We start from the raw sequence: 13,848 nt of genomic DNA, 5'->3' as shown, positions 1-13,848 counted from the left end.
GGCTCAAGCAGTGGCGCGGCCTGGCCACCCGCTACGACAAGACCCACGAGTCCTACCAGGCCACCGTCACCATCGCCTCGATCCTGCTCTGGATCCGACCTTTGAAGACGACTCCTAGCGCCAGCCGGCGCACCGGGTCGATGCGGCGCCCGAACGACCAGCGTGCCCGCCAGGTGTGACCGGCCATCAGCGCGAAGCGTTCGGCGAGGTCGGCGAGGTCGGGTCCCTGGGCGCCAGCCAGCCAGGTGTGCAGTGCCGATGCCCGCGCCCGGGGGTCGTCGGTCGCGGTCACCGCGGGTCCGGCGAGCCACCAGGCTTCGATCAGCCGTCGGCGGGGATCGCCGGCGTGTTCCGGGCCGGCGCGGTCGATCGCGGCCATGCTGAGCCGGTTGTCCGCCGTGGCCTCGGTGAAGGCCTTCGTGAAGCTCGTGACCACGGCCGTGACCGCCGCCGGGTCGGCGTTGACCAGGACGGCCGGGTCGGACAGCAGGTCGGTGACCGGGGCGCCGGTGCGGACGGCGTGCCGCAGCACCAGTCCGAGCCGGGCCGCGTCCCCGGGCCCGGGCCGGGCGGGAAGCAGGGACTGACGGAGTGTCATGTGGTCGGGGCCCCAGTGGGCGAGCCGTTCGGCGAAGGTGTGGGGCCAGACCCGCAGCCGACCGCCGTCCTCGGACGGAAGGACGAAGGCCTCCGCTTCCCCGACGGCCGACGGCCCGCCCGTGTTCGGCAGCGCGTTCCACAGGTCGGTGTCGACGGCGTCGCCCGCGGCAGCCAGCGCGATGATCGGCGCGCGGGTCGTCTCGGGCAGGGAGGCCCACCAGGCCTCGGCGAGCGTCTCGGCCTTCTGCGCGGGTCCGGCGGCGGGGTCGACGGGCGCACCGGGGGCGGTGCGCGCGGCGAGCAGGGCGAGCGCGGGTGACGGGTAGAGCGCGGCGGCGGGGAGTTGATGGTGTGCCAGCGATGCCCACCACTGGGCGTAGGCGTCGGGGTCGGTCCACTGCGGCTGGTCCAGGTCGAGGACGGCCGAGGGGACGTCGAGCGCCTCGGCGGCGGGCGTGCCGGTGGCGCATTCGACGACGATCCGCAGCCAGGGCACGGTGAGCAGCGGCCGCAGCACCTTCTCGGCGATGCGCTGCGGGGCGTCCGGGACCAGGCCGGCGCCCGCGCGGTCGAGGCCGGTGACGACCAGCACGCGGGGCGTGCCGTCGGTGAACGTCTCGATGAGCTCGTGCGCGTCGGCTGCTGTCGTCCCGAGCTCGCGGGCGAGGGTCCAGACGAAGCTGTCGGCGGTGAGGCCGTCGGCGTCCAGCTGGACGTGGACGCGGCGGTCGGTGCGGGGGTTGTCGGGCGGGCAGGCGGCGGCGAGCCAGCGCAGCAGGTGCGTGCGGCCGCTGCCGCTCGACCCCGCCACCCGGCACAGCCGCGGCGCCTGCGGATCGCCGAGCCATCCGAGCAGCGCCCGCCCGGCCGGCCGCCGGCCGGCGTGCAGGGGCGGCAGCGGTACGGCCTTGGCGTCGGCGGGCGGCTGCTCGGCGGGTACGCCGTGGCGGGGGTTCGGCCAAGGCCGCACCGCGCTGCCGTACTCGTCGGCCTGCCAGGCTCCTGCGACCGCCTCCGGCGGCACCGGCCCGTCCGGCCCGTAGCCCTCGTCGACCTCGAACAGCCAGCCCGCGTGACGGCGTGCCAACTGCCTGCCGATCCCGGGGGACGGCCGGTAGGCGGCCGGCGTGATCGGCTCCTTGGGGGGTGTCCAGCCCTCGAGTGCCAGCTCCTCCACCTGGGCGACGGAATCCGCCACCGCGCGGACCCACCCCTTCCACAGCCCTGTCGGGCGAGGACCGCGGCCGCCGTTCAGTCGCGCAGACAGAGTCGGAGTCGGGAGCGTGCGGGCGAGGTGGAGCCGGTTCCAGGTCGTGGAGCTGGTGTTGCGATTGGTGAAGTCGCTCTCGGGGCCGCCCGACCCGGGGTCGAGGTAGGACGGCCCGGGGCCGGCCGGGCCGACCCGGCCGGCGTCGGCCCGGGGCGGGACGGTGAAGGCGTCGCTGTCGCCGCCCCTGCGGACGGTGGGAGGGCCAGGGTGGCCAGGTCGTGGCGGCCAAGCACGCGCAGCAGCCGGTCGCGGATGGCGCGGGAGAAACCGGCGACGAGGACGGCGTCACGGCCTGCCGAGCGCGGCCGTTTCGATCGCGTCGGCGGCCCGGGGATCTCCGGACGCCCGTCATGCCCCCGGCGGCCTGCGCCGCCTCCCCGTCCTGCCTGCGGAGGCACCGGCACCCCGCCGGCGACCGCGGGGGCGGGTCCGATCGGGTGAAGGGACAATGGATGCACGCGGTGGCAGGACAGCCGCCCGCCGCCCGTCAGCCGAGGCCGTGCTGGAGCCGCCCGTGAGCCGTCGCCGTCCCCCGTCGCACCCCGCCGATGCGCACGAACTGCTGGGCAAGCTCGGCGAGCTCACCGCCCGGGCGCTGGACCACGCCGAGCGGCAGCGGGCCCGGGTCGAACTCGCCATGGCATTGCAGCGCGAGCTGCTCCCGGCCGCGCTGCCGAGCCTGCCCGGGCTGCGGACCGCCGCCCGGTACGCGCCCGCACGCCACGGCCTGGACATCGGCGGCGACTGGTACGACGGCTTCCGGCTGCCGGACGGGACGCTCGGGCTGACCCTCGGCGACGTGCAGGGCCACGACGTCGAGGCGGCCGTGTTCATGGGCCAGGTCCGGATCGGCCTGCGGGCGCTGGCCACCGCGGCGAGCGACCCCGGCGAGGTGCTGGCCCGGACCAACGAACTGCTGCTGTCCCTGCCCGACGGCCTCTTCGCCACCTGCTGCTTCCTGCGCTTCGACCCCGCCACCCATGAACTGTCCGTCGCCCGGGCCGGCCACGTCCCGGCGATCTGGGCCACCGCCGACGGCCGGTCCGGGATCGAGGACACCGAGAACGCGGACGAGGTGGGGCTGCCGCTCGGCATCGAACACGGCGAGGTGTACCCGGTGACGCGGCGGCGCCTGTCGGGAACGGAAGCGGTCGTCCTGGTGACCGACGGAGTGGTGGAAGGGCCCGCGTTCCCGCTCGACACCGGGCTGGAGCACGTCCTGCGGCGGGTGAGGGCGGGGGTGGGCGCCGAGCCCGGGGAGCTGGCCGGCCGGGTGCTGGAGGTCGCCGACCTCACCGGGCACCAGGACGACGCCGCCGTCCTGGTGCTCTGCCACGACGGACCGTGACGGCGCGCGCGGCAGCGGTGGGTGGCCGCAGCGGATCCGACCGTCCTGGCCGACCCTCCGGGCGTGTCACGGCCGGGCCGGGCGGCGGCGTGCGATGAGATGGCTGGTGTGCTGCGCAACGCGAAGGCCGGAGAGACCGCGGTGGCCGGCTTGTCGATCCTCGGCGTCGCGCTCGTGTACTGGGCGGGGGGCCGACTCGGCCTGCTGACGCAGGTCGTCGTGGGCGGCGTCCACGTCACCCCGCTGTGGCCGCCGACCGGCGTCGCCGTGGCCGGCCTGCTGCTGCTCGGCCTGCGCGTGTGGCCCGGGATCGCGCTCGGCGCCCTGCTGGTCATCGCGGGATTCGGGGCGATCACCCCCGCTTCCTTCGGCATCGCGGCGGGCAACACGCTCGCCCCGGTGGTGGCCGTCCTGCTGCTGGCCCGGGTGGGCTTCCGGGTCGAGCTCGACCGGCTGCGGGACGGCGTGGCGCTGGTCTTCCTGGCGGCGCTCGCCTCCACGCTGATCAGTGCGACCGCCGCCTGCCTGCTCCTGGTGTCCGAGGGCGCGCTGGCCGCGCACCAGTTCTGGCCCGCCTGGACGGCGTGGTGGACGGGTGATGCGATGGGCGTGCTGGTGGTCACCCCGCTGCTGCTGGCGGTGCGCGCCGCCCGGATGCCCCGGGACGTACCGCTGCGCCGCTGGGCCGAGGCCCTCGCCCTGCTGGCGGTCACCGCCGTCACCGTGCTCACGGCGACCCGCAGCCCGCTCTCCCTGCTCTTCCTGGTCCTGCCGGTGGTGATGTGGGCGGCGCTGCGCTTCCAGTTGCTCGGCGCGGCGCCGTGCGTCCTGGTGGTGTCCGTCTTCGCCGTCCCCGCCGCCGTCGATCGCATCGGCCCGTTCGCCGACCACAGCCTGCTCGCCGTGATGGTCCAGCTGCAGGCCCTCAACGGCGTCGCCGCCCTGACCGGACTGCTGCTCGCCGCCATCACCACCGAACGCGAGAACACCCTCGCCACCATCGAGCAGGCGTGCATCGCCCTCGCCGAAGTGGTGAACCGCCTCGCCCCGGGCGAGGCCGACGGCCCCTGGCCGCCCCCCGCCGACCGTCGGCGCTCCGACTGACGGACGACCGCTGTACGCACGCCGTCCGGCCCCGCCCGGGCGGTCGGCGGGCCGCCGCGAGCCGGTCCCGGCAGCGGGTGGCGCCGGCCGGGCGCAGGGGCCGGGGGGAGGGCGGCGCCGGGCACGGCGGCGAACAGGCCGGCCGGTCGTCGACGAGGACGGGCGGCGGTCCTCACGGGCGGCGAGGGTGAGGCGGCCGGTCCAGGTCGCCTCGTACGCAGCCGACACGGCGCACCCGGTGCCCGGCCGGCACCGGCCGGGCGCCCACCCGCTCGGCCTCGCCGTCAGCGGTGTTCGGGGTTCTCGAAGTCGAAGCGGCAGCCCGCGTCCCACTCGGAGCGCTGGTTGCCGTGGGCCGGGATGCCGCCGGCGTCCTTGAGCATGCGGGCGAGGTGGAGCTGGTTCCAGGTCATGAAGGTGGTGTTGCGGTTGGTGAAGTCGTTCTCGGGGCCGCCCGATCCGGGGTCGAGGTAGGACGGCCCGGGGCCGGCCGGGCCGACCCAGCCGGCGTCGGCCTGGGGCGGAACGGTGAAGCCGAGGTGCTGGAGGCTGTAGAGGACGTTCATCGCGCAGTGCTTGGCGCCGTCCTCGTTTCCGGTGATCAGGCAGCCGCCGACCCGGCCGTAGTAGGCGTACTGACCGCGGTCGTTGAGGATGGCGGAGCAGGCGTACAGCCGTTCGACGACCTTCTTCATGACGGAGGAGTTGTCGCCGAGCCAGACCGGTCCGGCCAGGGTGAGGATGTCGGCGTTCATGACCTGGGAGTAGAGGACGGGCCACTCGTCGGTGTCCCAGCCGTGCTCGGTCATGTCGGGCCAGACGCCGGTCGCGATGTCGTGGTCGACGGCGCGGATCTCCTCGACCTGGACGCCCTGGCGGCGCAGGATGCCGGCGCTGATGTCGATCAGCCCCTGGGTGTGGCTGCGCTCGGGTGAGCGCTTGAGCGTGCAGTTGAGGAAGACCGCCCGCAGGTCGGTGTAGGTGGTCATCGCCGTCCGTTCCGTGCGCCCGTGACGTGGGGAGTTCCATCGCACCACGCCCGCGCCCCGGCGGCGGCCGAGGCGCGCCGGGACGGCGGCGGGGCGGCGGCAAGGAGGATGACGGGACGTCAGGCCGCGGCCAGCGAGAAGTAGTTCTCCTCCTCCTGGGCGAAGTGCAGTTGCAGGACGGAGTGCAGGCCGTACAGGCAGGCCCGCAGGTCCTCGTGCTGTTCGGGGGCGAGGGCGCCGGTGGGTTCCGCGTGGGCGAGGTGGGTGGTGATGCGGCGGGCGAGGCGGTGGATCTCGGTGTGGGCGCGGCTCATGGTGGCGGTGGTCTCGGGGCCGCCGAGGGCGTCGGCGAGGGCCGGGTAGAGCTCGCGTTCCTCGGCCTCCTCGTGCGGGAGCAGCCGGGTGGTGAGCAGCCGGTCGACGTGCCGGACGGCGTCGAGCGCTTCGGCGGAGTCCGCCTCGGTGAGCCGGTCCGCGGCTTCGCGGACGGCTTCCAGGACGTCGCGCAGGTCGTCGTGCTCGGCGGCGAAGCGGTGCACCAGGTCCTCGGTGCCGGCGTCGATCTCCGGGCCGGTGCCGCGGCCGGGGCGCAGGGCGCGCAGGGCGTTGAGGATGACGGCGACGTCGATGAGCTGCTGGAGGAGGGCGCCGGCGGCGGGCGGGAGGAGGCCGACCGCGGCGAGGACCATCGCGGCGAGGGAGAGCAGCATGCCGCCGAGGGCGGACTGTACGGCGATCCGGCGGGAGCGGGTGGCGATCCGGACGGCGTCGGCGAGGCGGTCGACGCGGTCGGTGGTGAGGACGATGTCGGCGGCTTCGGAGGAGGCGCTGGCGCCGCGGGCGCCCATGGCGACGCCGACGTCGGCGGCGGCGAGGGCGGGTGCGTCGTTGACGCCGTCGCCGACCATGACGGTGACGGCGCGTTCGCTCTCGGCGCGGACGGCGGCGACCTTGTCGGCGGGCGTCTGGCGGGCGCGGACGTCGTCGAGGCCGACCACGGCGGCGATCTCGCGGGCGGGTTCGGGCCGGTCGCCGGTGAGCATGATCAGCCGGGTGACGCCGGCTTCGCGCAGGCGGCGGACGGTGCGCGGGGCGTCGTGCCGGACGGGGTCGCGCAGCAGGACGGCGCCGATGGGCCGGTCGTCGACGGTGACCCAGGCGATGGCGGCGCCGTCGAGTGCGGCGCGGTTGTCGGCGGCGCGGGCCCAGGCGGGCAGGTCGGTGGCGTCGTGGTGGCCGACGGTGGCGGTGCGGCCGTCGGCGAGGGTGGCGGCCGCGCCGTGGCCGGGCCGTTCGGTGACGTCGTGGACCTGGGGGAGGGTCAGGTTGCGTTCGGCGGCGGCCGCGGTGATGGCTTCGGCGAGGACGTGCGGGGAGTACTGGTCGACGGCGGCGGCGAGCGCGAGGACCTCGGCGGGGGTGCGGCCGGGGGCGGTGGCGATGTCGAAGGCGCGGGGGCGGCCGGAGGTGAGGGTGCCGGTCTTGTCGAGGGCGATGGTGCGGGCCCGGCCGAGGGTCTCCAGGGCGGCGCCGTCGCGGACCACGACGCCCTTGCGGGCGGCGCGCGAGATGCCGGAGACGATGGCGACGGGTGCGGCGAGCAGCAGCGGGCAGGGGGTGGCGACGACCAGGACGGCGACGGCGCGGACGGCGTCGCCGGTGAGCAGCCAGGCGAGGCCGGCGGCGCCGAGGGCGACCGGCAGGAACCAGGCGGCGTAGCGGTCGGCGAGGCGGATGACGGGGGCGCGTTCGGCGCCGGCCTGCTGGGTGAGGCGGACGATCTCGGCGTAGGTGCTGTTCTCCTCGGTGGCGGTGGCGCGCAGGTCGAAGGCGCTGCCGGCATTGACGGCGCCGCTGCGGGCGGGGTCGCCGGGTTCGCGTTCGACGTGCGCGGACTCGCCGGTGAGCACGGATTCGTCGAGGACGGCGCGGCTGCCGGTGATCCGTCCGTCGACGGGGACGGTCTCGCCGGGGCCGACGGCCAGCAGGTCGCCGATCCGGACGTCGGCGAGCGGGACGGTCTCGACGCTGTCGCCGGTGCGGCGGCGGGCGCTGCGGGGGGCGTGCCGGAGCAGGGCGCGCAGGTCTCGGGTGGCGCGGCGTTCGGCGGCGGCGTCCAGCCAGCGGCCGCTGGCGAGCATCAGGGCGATCAGGGCGCCGGCCAGGTATTCGCCGGTGGCGAGGGTGCCGGCCAGGGCGAGGACGGCGATCAGGTCGACGCCGGCCTGTCCGCGCCGCAGGGCCTGGACGACCCACATCAGGGCGGGCGGGATGGAGGCGGCGGTGGCGGCGATCCAGGCCTGGTCGGCGAGGCCGTGCGCGCCGGCGGCCCAGGCGACCAGTCCGACGGCGGTGGCGGCGGCGACCACGCCGAGCAGGACGGGTTCGATCCCTCCGCCGCTCAACAGCCGTCGGGCGCCGCCCTGTTCGCTGGGTGCGGTGTGCGGTGCCATGGAGGTCTCCTGCGCTCGCTCGGCGGCTCTTCCTTTCCAGTGCACCTCGCTCGCGGCGGTCCGGCCAGGGCCGTCGGTCCCGGGTGGTGGGGTCCCCCGGCCCGGGGTGCGGGCGGGGTAGGTTCGGGGGGTTGGTGTTCGCGTCCGGTGGTCCGGGGTGTCCGGGGTCCGGCGTACAGAAGGCAGGTGGGGCATGGAGTCGCTGTTCGAGCTTCCGATCCGGACGCTGGCGGGCGAGGAGTCGTCGCTGGCGGAGTACCGGGGCAGGGTGCTGCTGCTGGTGAACGTGGCGTCGAAGTGCGGTCTGACGCCGCAGTACTCGGGTCTGGAGCGGCTGCAGAAGGCGTACGGGGAGCGCGGGTTCACGGTGCTCGGGTTCCCGTGCAACCAGTTCGCGGGGCAGGAGCCGGGCTCGGCGGAGGAGATCCAGGAGTTCTGCTCGACCACGTACGGGGTGTCGTTCCCGCTGTTCGAGAAGGTCGACGTGAACGGGGCCGGCCGGCACCCGATCTACGCCCGGCTGACCGAGGTGGCGGACGCCGCGGGCGAGGCCGGGGACGTGCAGTGGAACTTCGAGAAGTTCCTGATCGGTGCGGACGGCGAGGTGGTCGGGCGGTTCCGGCCGCGGACCGAGCCGGAGTCGGCGGAGCTGGTGGGCGCGATCGAGGCGCAGCTGCGCGGCTGACGGGGACGGAGGGGGCCCGGGGTGTCCGGCGGCCGCCGATCGGCGACCGAAACTGTACAGGTAACCTGCGCAGTGGAACTGGACAGTCCGGGCCCTTCCGGCTGCCCCCTTCACGACGAAAGGCACTCCCGTGTCCGTCACCGCGCTCGACCCGGCCACCGCCCTGGTGGTCGTCGACCTCCAGCAGGGCATCCTCGCCACGGCGGGCGACCCGCACCCGACCGGCGAGGTGCTGGCGCGCAGCGTCCGCCTCGCCGGGGCGTTCCGCACCGCCGGGCTGCCCGTGGTGCTGGTGCGGGTGTCGTTCGCGCCCGACGGCGCCGACGCGGTGCCCGGCCGCACCGAAGCGGGCCGCCCCCGCGCGACCCCGCCGGAGGGCTGGGACACGCTGGCCGCCGAGCTGCACGACCCGTCCGACACGGTGGTGACCAAGCACAACTGGGGCGCGTTCCACGGCACCGACCTGGACGTGCAGCTGCGCCGCCGCGGCGTGACGCAGATCGTGCTGACCGGCATCGCGACCAGCATCGGCGTGGAGTCCACCGCCCGGGCCGCGTACGAGCACGGCTACCACGTGACGCTGGCGGTCGACGCGATGACCGACCTGGACGCGCAGGCGCACCGCAACAGCGTGGAGCGGATCTTCCCGCGGCTCGGCGAGACCGGCACCACCGACGAGATCCTCGACCTGCTGGCCGGCCCCCGCTGACCGGCCGGGACGCACCGGAACCCGCCCGGGCGGACGGTCGTCCCGCCGCCCGCCCGGGCGGGTTCCGCGGCCTGCGGCTCAGGCCTCGCCGGGGTGCCAGGCCGGCCACTGCCAGGGGCGGTCGTCCCAGTGCACCCGGACCGGATCGTGCGGGTCGAGGTCGGGGAAGTGCTGTCTCACCTCCGGTTCGAACTCCTCGGGGGCGAGCGGCATCCATCCGCTGTCCTTGAAGTGGACGAGGCGGTAGCGGCTGTCGGTGCGGAACTCCGCGATCCGCACCAGGGGTTCGTCGGCCGCGCCCGCCCCGCCCGCGGTGCCGGTGCCGGTGCTGGTGTTGCTGCTGGTCGTCATGCGGCCAGCTTCGGACCCACCGCCCCGCCCCGCACGCCCGCACCGCCGGTGCCGGCGCAGATGTCACCGTTCGGCGGCGGGCGCACCGGGAGCGTCACGGACGGGTAGCGGTCCGGTACCGGACCCGGTGCGCCCCGGCCGGTCCCGTACCGTGGAAGGAAGTCGGACGGCTCGCAGGGAGGACCGCGTGGGCAAGGGCAGGGCGTCGAAGGGCACGGCGGCGGCGCGGGTGCGCGGGCTGGACGGCCTGGCGGTGTCGCGTTCCGCGTGGGGCCTGTACCGGGAGACCCGGCGGCCGGGCGCGCCCGGGCTGGCGGCCCGGCTGGGGGCGCTGCCGCGCCTGTGCCGGGACGTGCTGCTGCGCCGCTACCCCGGGGTGGGCCCGGGCAAGCTGCTGGTGCTGGCGTTCGCCGTCGCGGTGTACCTGGTCAGCCCGATCGACGCGATCCCGGACTTCCTCCCGGTGCTCGGCTGGAGCGACGACACCGGCCTGCTGCTGTGGTTCCTGGTGGGCCTGACCCGGGAGTCCGGCCGGTACGTGGAGTGGACCCGCCGCGGCGAGGGCGGCGCCGTCGGCGAACTGCCCGCGGACGGCTGACGCCGCACCACCCCGGCCGGCCCGCCCACGGCTGACGCCACCGCCCGGGCGGCTACAGCGACTTGAGCAGCTTCTCGAAGCGCAGGTCGGGGCGGAGCGGGATGCCGAACCGCTCGTCGCCGTACGGGAACGGCTCGTACACGCCGGTGCGGGCGTAGCCGCGGCGCTCGTACCAGGCGATCAGGTCGGCGCGCTGCTCGATGACGGTCATCTCCATCGCCGCCACGCCCCAGGCGTCCCGGGCCCACTCCTCGGCGCGGGCCAGCACCCGGCGGCCGAGGCCGCCGCCCTGGGCCGCCGGGGAGACCGAGAACATGCCGAAGTAGCCGGTGGCGCCGCGCCGTTCGACGTGGCAGCAGGCCAGCAGCCGGCCGTCCTGCTCGGCCAGCAGGACCACCGACTCGGCGCGGCCCAGCAGTTCGGCCACGGCGGCCTCGTCGGTGCGCTGCCCGTCCAGCAGGTCGGCCTCGGTGGTCCAGCCGGCCCGGCTGGCCTCGCCCCGGTACGCCGACTCCACGAGCGCGACGACCGCCGGCACGTCCCGCGCCCCGGCCGGACGGAAGGAGGGCGCGGAGGCGGCCGGGGCGGCGGTGCGGGCGGCGGTCGGCTCGGCGGTCATCGGGTGCGCTCCTTCGGGCCGGGCGGCCGCGGCGGTTCGGGTGCTGGAACGGCCATCGTGCCACAACGGCCCCGCCGCGCCCGAACGTCGGGGCGCCGGCCCGACCGGGACGCGCGTCCACCGAGAAGTCGTCCGATGAGCGGTCCCGTTCCACGAAGGCCGGCGGCCGGAGCGGGGTTTCGATCCCCGGGTCACCGGCAATGTCCCGGCTGAGCCCGCCGCCGGGCTGCTGTCCGGGCGGCGTTCGAAAGGCGACCAAGGAGGGGCATGCCCGGATTCTTCGGCCGGCGCCGGGAAAGGGCCGCCGACGGGGCCCACCACGTCCGCGTGGAGGCCGACGCGGACTCCACCGGCCTCGCAGTCGGTCGCGACCTGGGGATCCACGCGGCCGACGGGGCGGTCGCCGTCGGTGGCGACATCCGCGGGGACGTCGTCTTCAACCACGTCCCGAACCACGAGGCGGCGGCGGCCGTCCACTCGAGTCTGGCCGTCGAGCGCCAGAGGCTGCGCATGGCCGCCTACCGGCAGGCGCTCCGGCAGAACGAGATCATGTTCCTGCTGAGCGTGGTGGCGATGGCGAGCGGTGCGGGCGTGGTTCTCACCGGAGCCGTCATCGCTGTGCTGCACGCGAGCAGCGGGGCGCCGGTCTCGGTGCCCCTGATCACGAGCCTCGCGGGTGCGCTGATCACGACCGTCGGCGGAGCGCTGGCCGTCCACACCAACCGGAGCCGCCGGCACCTCGCCGAGCAGGACGACCGCCTCGACGCCCAGATCGAGCGGGACCATCTGATCGAGAAGCTGCGGGGCTGGATCGACCGGGTCGCGGACCCGGAGACGCGGGATCGGCTGAACGCCACGGCCGCGATGCGCGAGATGGGCGTGGAGCCCGATTCGACCGTCGTGACCAACCGGGTGCTGCCCGATCCGGGCCCGGCCGTCCCGGTCCTGGAAGCCGCCGACCGCCTTCCGGAGCCCGCCCCACCGGACGGGCGCGCCGACGCCGATCCCGACGGGCGGCGCGCGGACGGTCAGGGCGCGGGGACCGGCCGCTCGGGCGGGCCGGGGTAGGGCAGGATCTGGCGGAGCAGTCCGCGCGGGTGGCCGCGGCGGCGCCACTCGCGGGGGTAGCCGAGCGAGACCTCCTCGAACCGGACGCCCTCGTACCAGGTGGTGCGGGGGATGTGCAGGTGCCCGTAGACCACGGCGGCGACGTTGAAGCGGCGGTGCCAGTCGGCGGTGAGCTCGGTGCCGCACCACTGGGCGAAGTCGGGGTAGTGCAGGACGTCGGTGGGCCGGCGGTCCAGCGGCCAGTGGCCGACCAGGACCAGCGGCAGCTCCGGATCGTGCGCGGAAAGCGCCTTCTCGGTGGCCGCGACGCGCTCCCGGCACCAGTCCTCGATGCCCGCGTACGGCCCGAGGTCGATCCGGAACTCGTCGGTGCAGACCACGCCGTTGTCGCGGGCGCGGGCCAGCGACTCGGCCTTGGTGTGCACGCCCGGCACCCGGAAGCTGTAGTCGTACAGCGTGAACACGGGGGCGACGGCGTACGGGCCGTCGGGGCCCTGCCAGACGGGGAACGGGTCCTCGGGGGTGGCGACGCCGAGTGCGCGGCAGCGCTCGACCAGCAGCCGGTAGCGCTCGGGCGCGTCGACCGCGACCGGGTCGTGCGTGGTGGTCCACAGTTCGTGGTTGCCGGGCGTCCAGATCACCTTGGCGAAGCGCTCCGCGAGGACGCCCAGGGCGGCTTCGACGGCGTCGACCCGTTCGGCGACGTCACCGGCGACAATCAGCCAGTCGTCGGGGCCGGTCGGCTTCAGCGCGTCGAGCACCGGGCGGTTCTCGGTGACGCCGACGTGGAGGTCGCTGACGGCGAGCAGGCGTCCGTCCGCCATCGCTCCCCCCGTTCCGTCTCCGCCGGCGCGCCACTTCCGTCCGCCGGTGCACCTGTTCCGTCCGCCGGCGCGTCCCGGCAGGGGGACGCGCGTTGACACGCTACCTCCGGCCCCCTCGGCGGCGCCAGCGGAACCGCTTCCTGTCGCTCCGTCAACATCCGTCGGAACCCCGGGTGTTCAGTGGGCGCAGCTATGTTTGTTCGCTCTACATACTTTCTGACGATGTGTTGATTCAACACTCTGTTGACTGACGGGTCCATGACTATATCTTCTCCGCAGCGGCCGAAACCCGGCCGCTCTTCACCCCACTGAGGACTCGTCATGCCCGCTACCGGCACCAGCCGCATGCTCCGCCGGACCGCCACCGCGGTCGCGTCCGCCGCCCTGCTGGCCGGCGCGATCGCCGCCGCCGGCCCCGCCCAGGCCGCCAGGCCGAGCACCCCCGCCGACTTCCACCCCGAGCGCGACTACGCGGGCTCCACCGTCGCCGCGCACGAGGGCAAGGACACCTCCGCCTCCACCGCCAACTCCCTTGCCGCCCTGGCCGTCACCCAGACCAAGGGCATGGACGTCTCCGGCTGGCAGGGCAACGTCGCCTGGAGCACCGCCTACGCCAACGGCGGCCGGTTCGCCTACGTCAAGGCCACCGAGGGCACCGGCTACACCAACCCGTACTTCGCCCAGCAGTACAACGGCTCCTACAACGTCGGCATGATCCGCGGCGCGTACCACTTCGCGCTGCCCAACGCCTCCTCCGGCGCCACCCAGGCCGCGTACTTCGTCTCGCACGGCGGCGGCTGGTCCAAGGACGGCAAGACCCTGCCGCCCGCCCTGGACATCGAGTACAACCCCTACGGCGCCACCTGCTACGGCCTGAGCCAGGCCGGCATGGTCAGCTGGATCCGGGACTTCTCCAACACCGTGCACACCAAGACCGGCCGCTACCCGGTGATCTACACCACCACCGACTGGTGGACCACCTGCACCGGCAACAACAGCTCCTTCGGCACCACCAACCCGCTCTGGATCGCCCGCTACGCCTCCTCGGTCGGCACCCTGCCGGCCGGCTGGTCCTACCAGACCATCTGGCAGTACGCCGACTCCGGCACGCTGCCCGGCGACCAGAACTACTTCAACGGCGCCCTGGACCGCGTCCAGGCCCTCGCCAACGGCTGACGCCCCGTCGGTCCTCCCGCCCGCGGCCGGAATCCACCCCGCTCCGGCCGCGGG

The 13,848-nt window shown here is 75.2% G+C and carries 13 protein-coding genes and 1 pseudogene; 7 read left to right on the top strand and 7 right to left on the bottom strand.

Features of this window, described 5'->3' with window-relative positions:
* Nucleotides 1-52 precede the first annotated feature (52 nt).
* Entirely contained in the window at nt 53-1,798 is a 1,746-nt protein-coding gene (locus ACFV1L_RS30020; protein ID WP_380371714.1) for a hypothetical protein, read from the bottom strand.
* Nucleotides 1,799-1,879: 81 nt separating this feature from the next.
* Nucleotides 1,880-2,035, bottom strand: a pseudogene (locus tag ACFV1L_RS30015) (flavodoxin family protein); the annotation flags it as partial.
* Between the two features lie 349 nt (nt 2,036-2,384).
* Here ACFV1L_RS30015 and ACFV1L_RS30010 point away from each other — a divergent pair.
* Nucleotides 2,385-3,218: a PP2C family protein-serine/threonine phosphatase gene (locus ACFV1L_RS30010; RefSeq protein WP_380371712.1), complete on the top strand. Its 834-nt coding sequence runs from the start codon at nt 2,385-2,387 to the stop codon at nt 3,216-3,218.
* Between the two features lie 99 nt (nt 3,219-3,317).
* Nucleotides 3,318-4,322, top strand: a complete 1,005-nt coding sequence (locus ACFV1L_RS30005) for an MASE1 domain-containing protein (protein WP_380371710.1) — start codon at nt 3,318-3,320, stop codon at nt 4,320-4,322.
* 284 nt (nt 4,323-4,606) lie between these two features.
* On the opposite strand, the gene ACFV1L_RS30000 is transcribed toward ACFV1L_RS30005, so the two are convergent.
* Together ACFV1L_RS30000 and ACFV1L_RS29995 are read right to left on the bottom strand one after the other, a co-directional pair.
* Nucleotides 4,607-5,311 carry a flavodoxin family protein gene (locus tag ACFV1L_RS30000; protein WP_380371707.1) on the bottom strand — a complete coding sequence of 235 codons (705 nt, stop codon included), beginning with the start codon at nt 5,309-5,311 and terminating at the stop codon, nt 4,607-4,609.
* Nucleotides 5,312-5,430: 119 nt separating this feature from the next.
* Nucleotides 5,431-7,764, bottom strand: a complete 2,334-nt coding sequence (locus ACFV1L_RS29995) for a heavy metal translocating P-type ATPase (RefSeq protein WP_380371704.1) — start codon at nt 7,762-7,764, stop codon at nt 5,431-5,433.
* Between the two features lie 193 nt (nt 7,765-7,957).
* On the opposite strand from ACFV1L_RS29995, the gene ACFV1L_RS29990 reads away from it, so the two are divergent.
* Nucleotides 7,958-8,449, top strand: a complete 492-nt coding sequence (locus tag ACFV1L_RS29990) for a glutathione peroxidase (protein WP_380371701.1) — start codon at nt 7,958-7,960, stop codon at nt 8,447-8,449.
* A 130-nt stretch (nt 8,450-8,579) separates the two neighbouring features.
* Nucleotides 8,580-9,158, top strand: a complete 579-nt coding sequence (locus ACFV1L_RS29985; RefSeq protein ID WP_380371698.1) for a hydrolase — start codon at nt 8,580-8,582, stop codon at nt 9,156-9,158.
* A gap of 78 nt (nt 9,159-9,236) precedes the next feature.
* Here the strand turns inward: ACFV1L_RS29985 and ACFV1L_RS29980 are convergent, their stop codons facing one another.
* Nucleotides 9,237-9,509, bottom strand: coding sequence for a hypothetical protein (locus tag ACFV1L_RS29980; protein WP_380371695.1), 273 nt, complete (start codon nt 9,507-9,509; stop codon nt 9,237-9,239).
* 187 nt (nt 9,510-9,696) lie between these two features.
* Here ACFV1L_RS29980 and ACFV1L_RS29975 point away from each other — a divergent pair, with 187 nt between their 5' ends.
* Nucleotides 9,697-10,107 (top strand): YkvA family protein, encoded by a 411-nt coding sequence (locus ACFV1L_RS29975; RefSeq protein ID WP_380371693.1) that lies wholly within the window; start codon nt 9,697-9,699, stop codon nt 10,105-10,107.
* A gap of 52 nt (nt 10,108-10,159) precedes the next feature.
* On the opposite strand, the gene ACFV1L_RS29970 is transcribed toward ACFV1L_RS29975, so the two are convergent.
* Nucleotides 10,160-10,726: a GNAT family N-acetyltransferase gene (locus ACFV1L_RS29970; protein WP_380371690.1), complete on the bottom strand. Its 567-nt coding sequence runs from the start codon at nt 10,724-10,726 to the stop codon at nt 10,160-10,162.
* A gap of 267 nt (nt 10,727-10,993) precedes the next feature.
* On the opposite strand from ACFV1L_RS29970, the gene ACFV1L_RS29965 reads away from it, so the two are divergent.
* The gene (locus ACFV1L_RS29965) at nt 10,994-11,794 is read left to right on the top strand and encodes a hypothetical protein (RefSeq protein ID WP_380371688.1); all 801 of its coding nucleotides are present in this window, start codon (nt 10,994-10,996) and stop codon (nt 11,792-11,794) included.
* Here the strand turns inward: ACFV1L_RS29965 and ACFV1L_RS29960 are convergent.
* Nucleotides 11,755-12,618, bottom strand: a complete 864-nt coding sequence (locus ACFV1L_RS29960; protein ID WP_380371685.1) for a metallophosphoesterase family protein — start codon at nt 12,616-12,618, stop codon at nt 11,755-11,757. The genes ACFV1L_RS29965 and ACFV1L_RS29960 overlap by 40 nt on opposite strands.
* 321 nt (nt 12,619-12,939) lie before the next feature.
* Between ACFV1L_RS29960 and ACFV1L_RS29955 the strand changes: the two genes are divergently transcribed.
* Nucleotides 12,940-13,794: a lysozyme gene (locus ACFV1L_RS29955; RefSeq protein WP_380371682.1), complete on the top strand. Its 855-nt coding sequence runs from the start codon at nt 12,940-12,942 to the stop codon at nt 13,792-13,794.
* The last annotated feature ends 54 nt before the right edge of the window (nt 13,795-13,848 follow it).

Origin of the sequence: Kitasatospora sp. NPDC059646, from assembly GCF_042734615.1 — a bacterium.
GTDB lineage: Bacteria > Actinomycetota > Actinomycetes > Streptomycetales > Streptomycetaceae > Kitasatospora.
The sequence above is the reverse complement of the archived record's forward strand: the minus strand, read 5'-3'. Positions and strand labels throughout refer to the sequence as shown.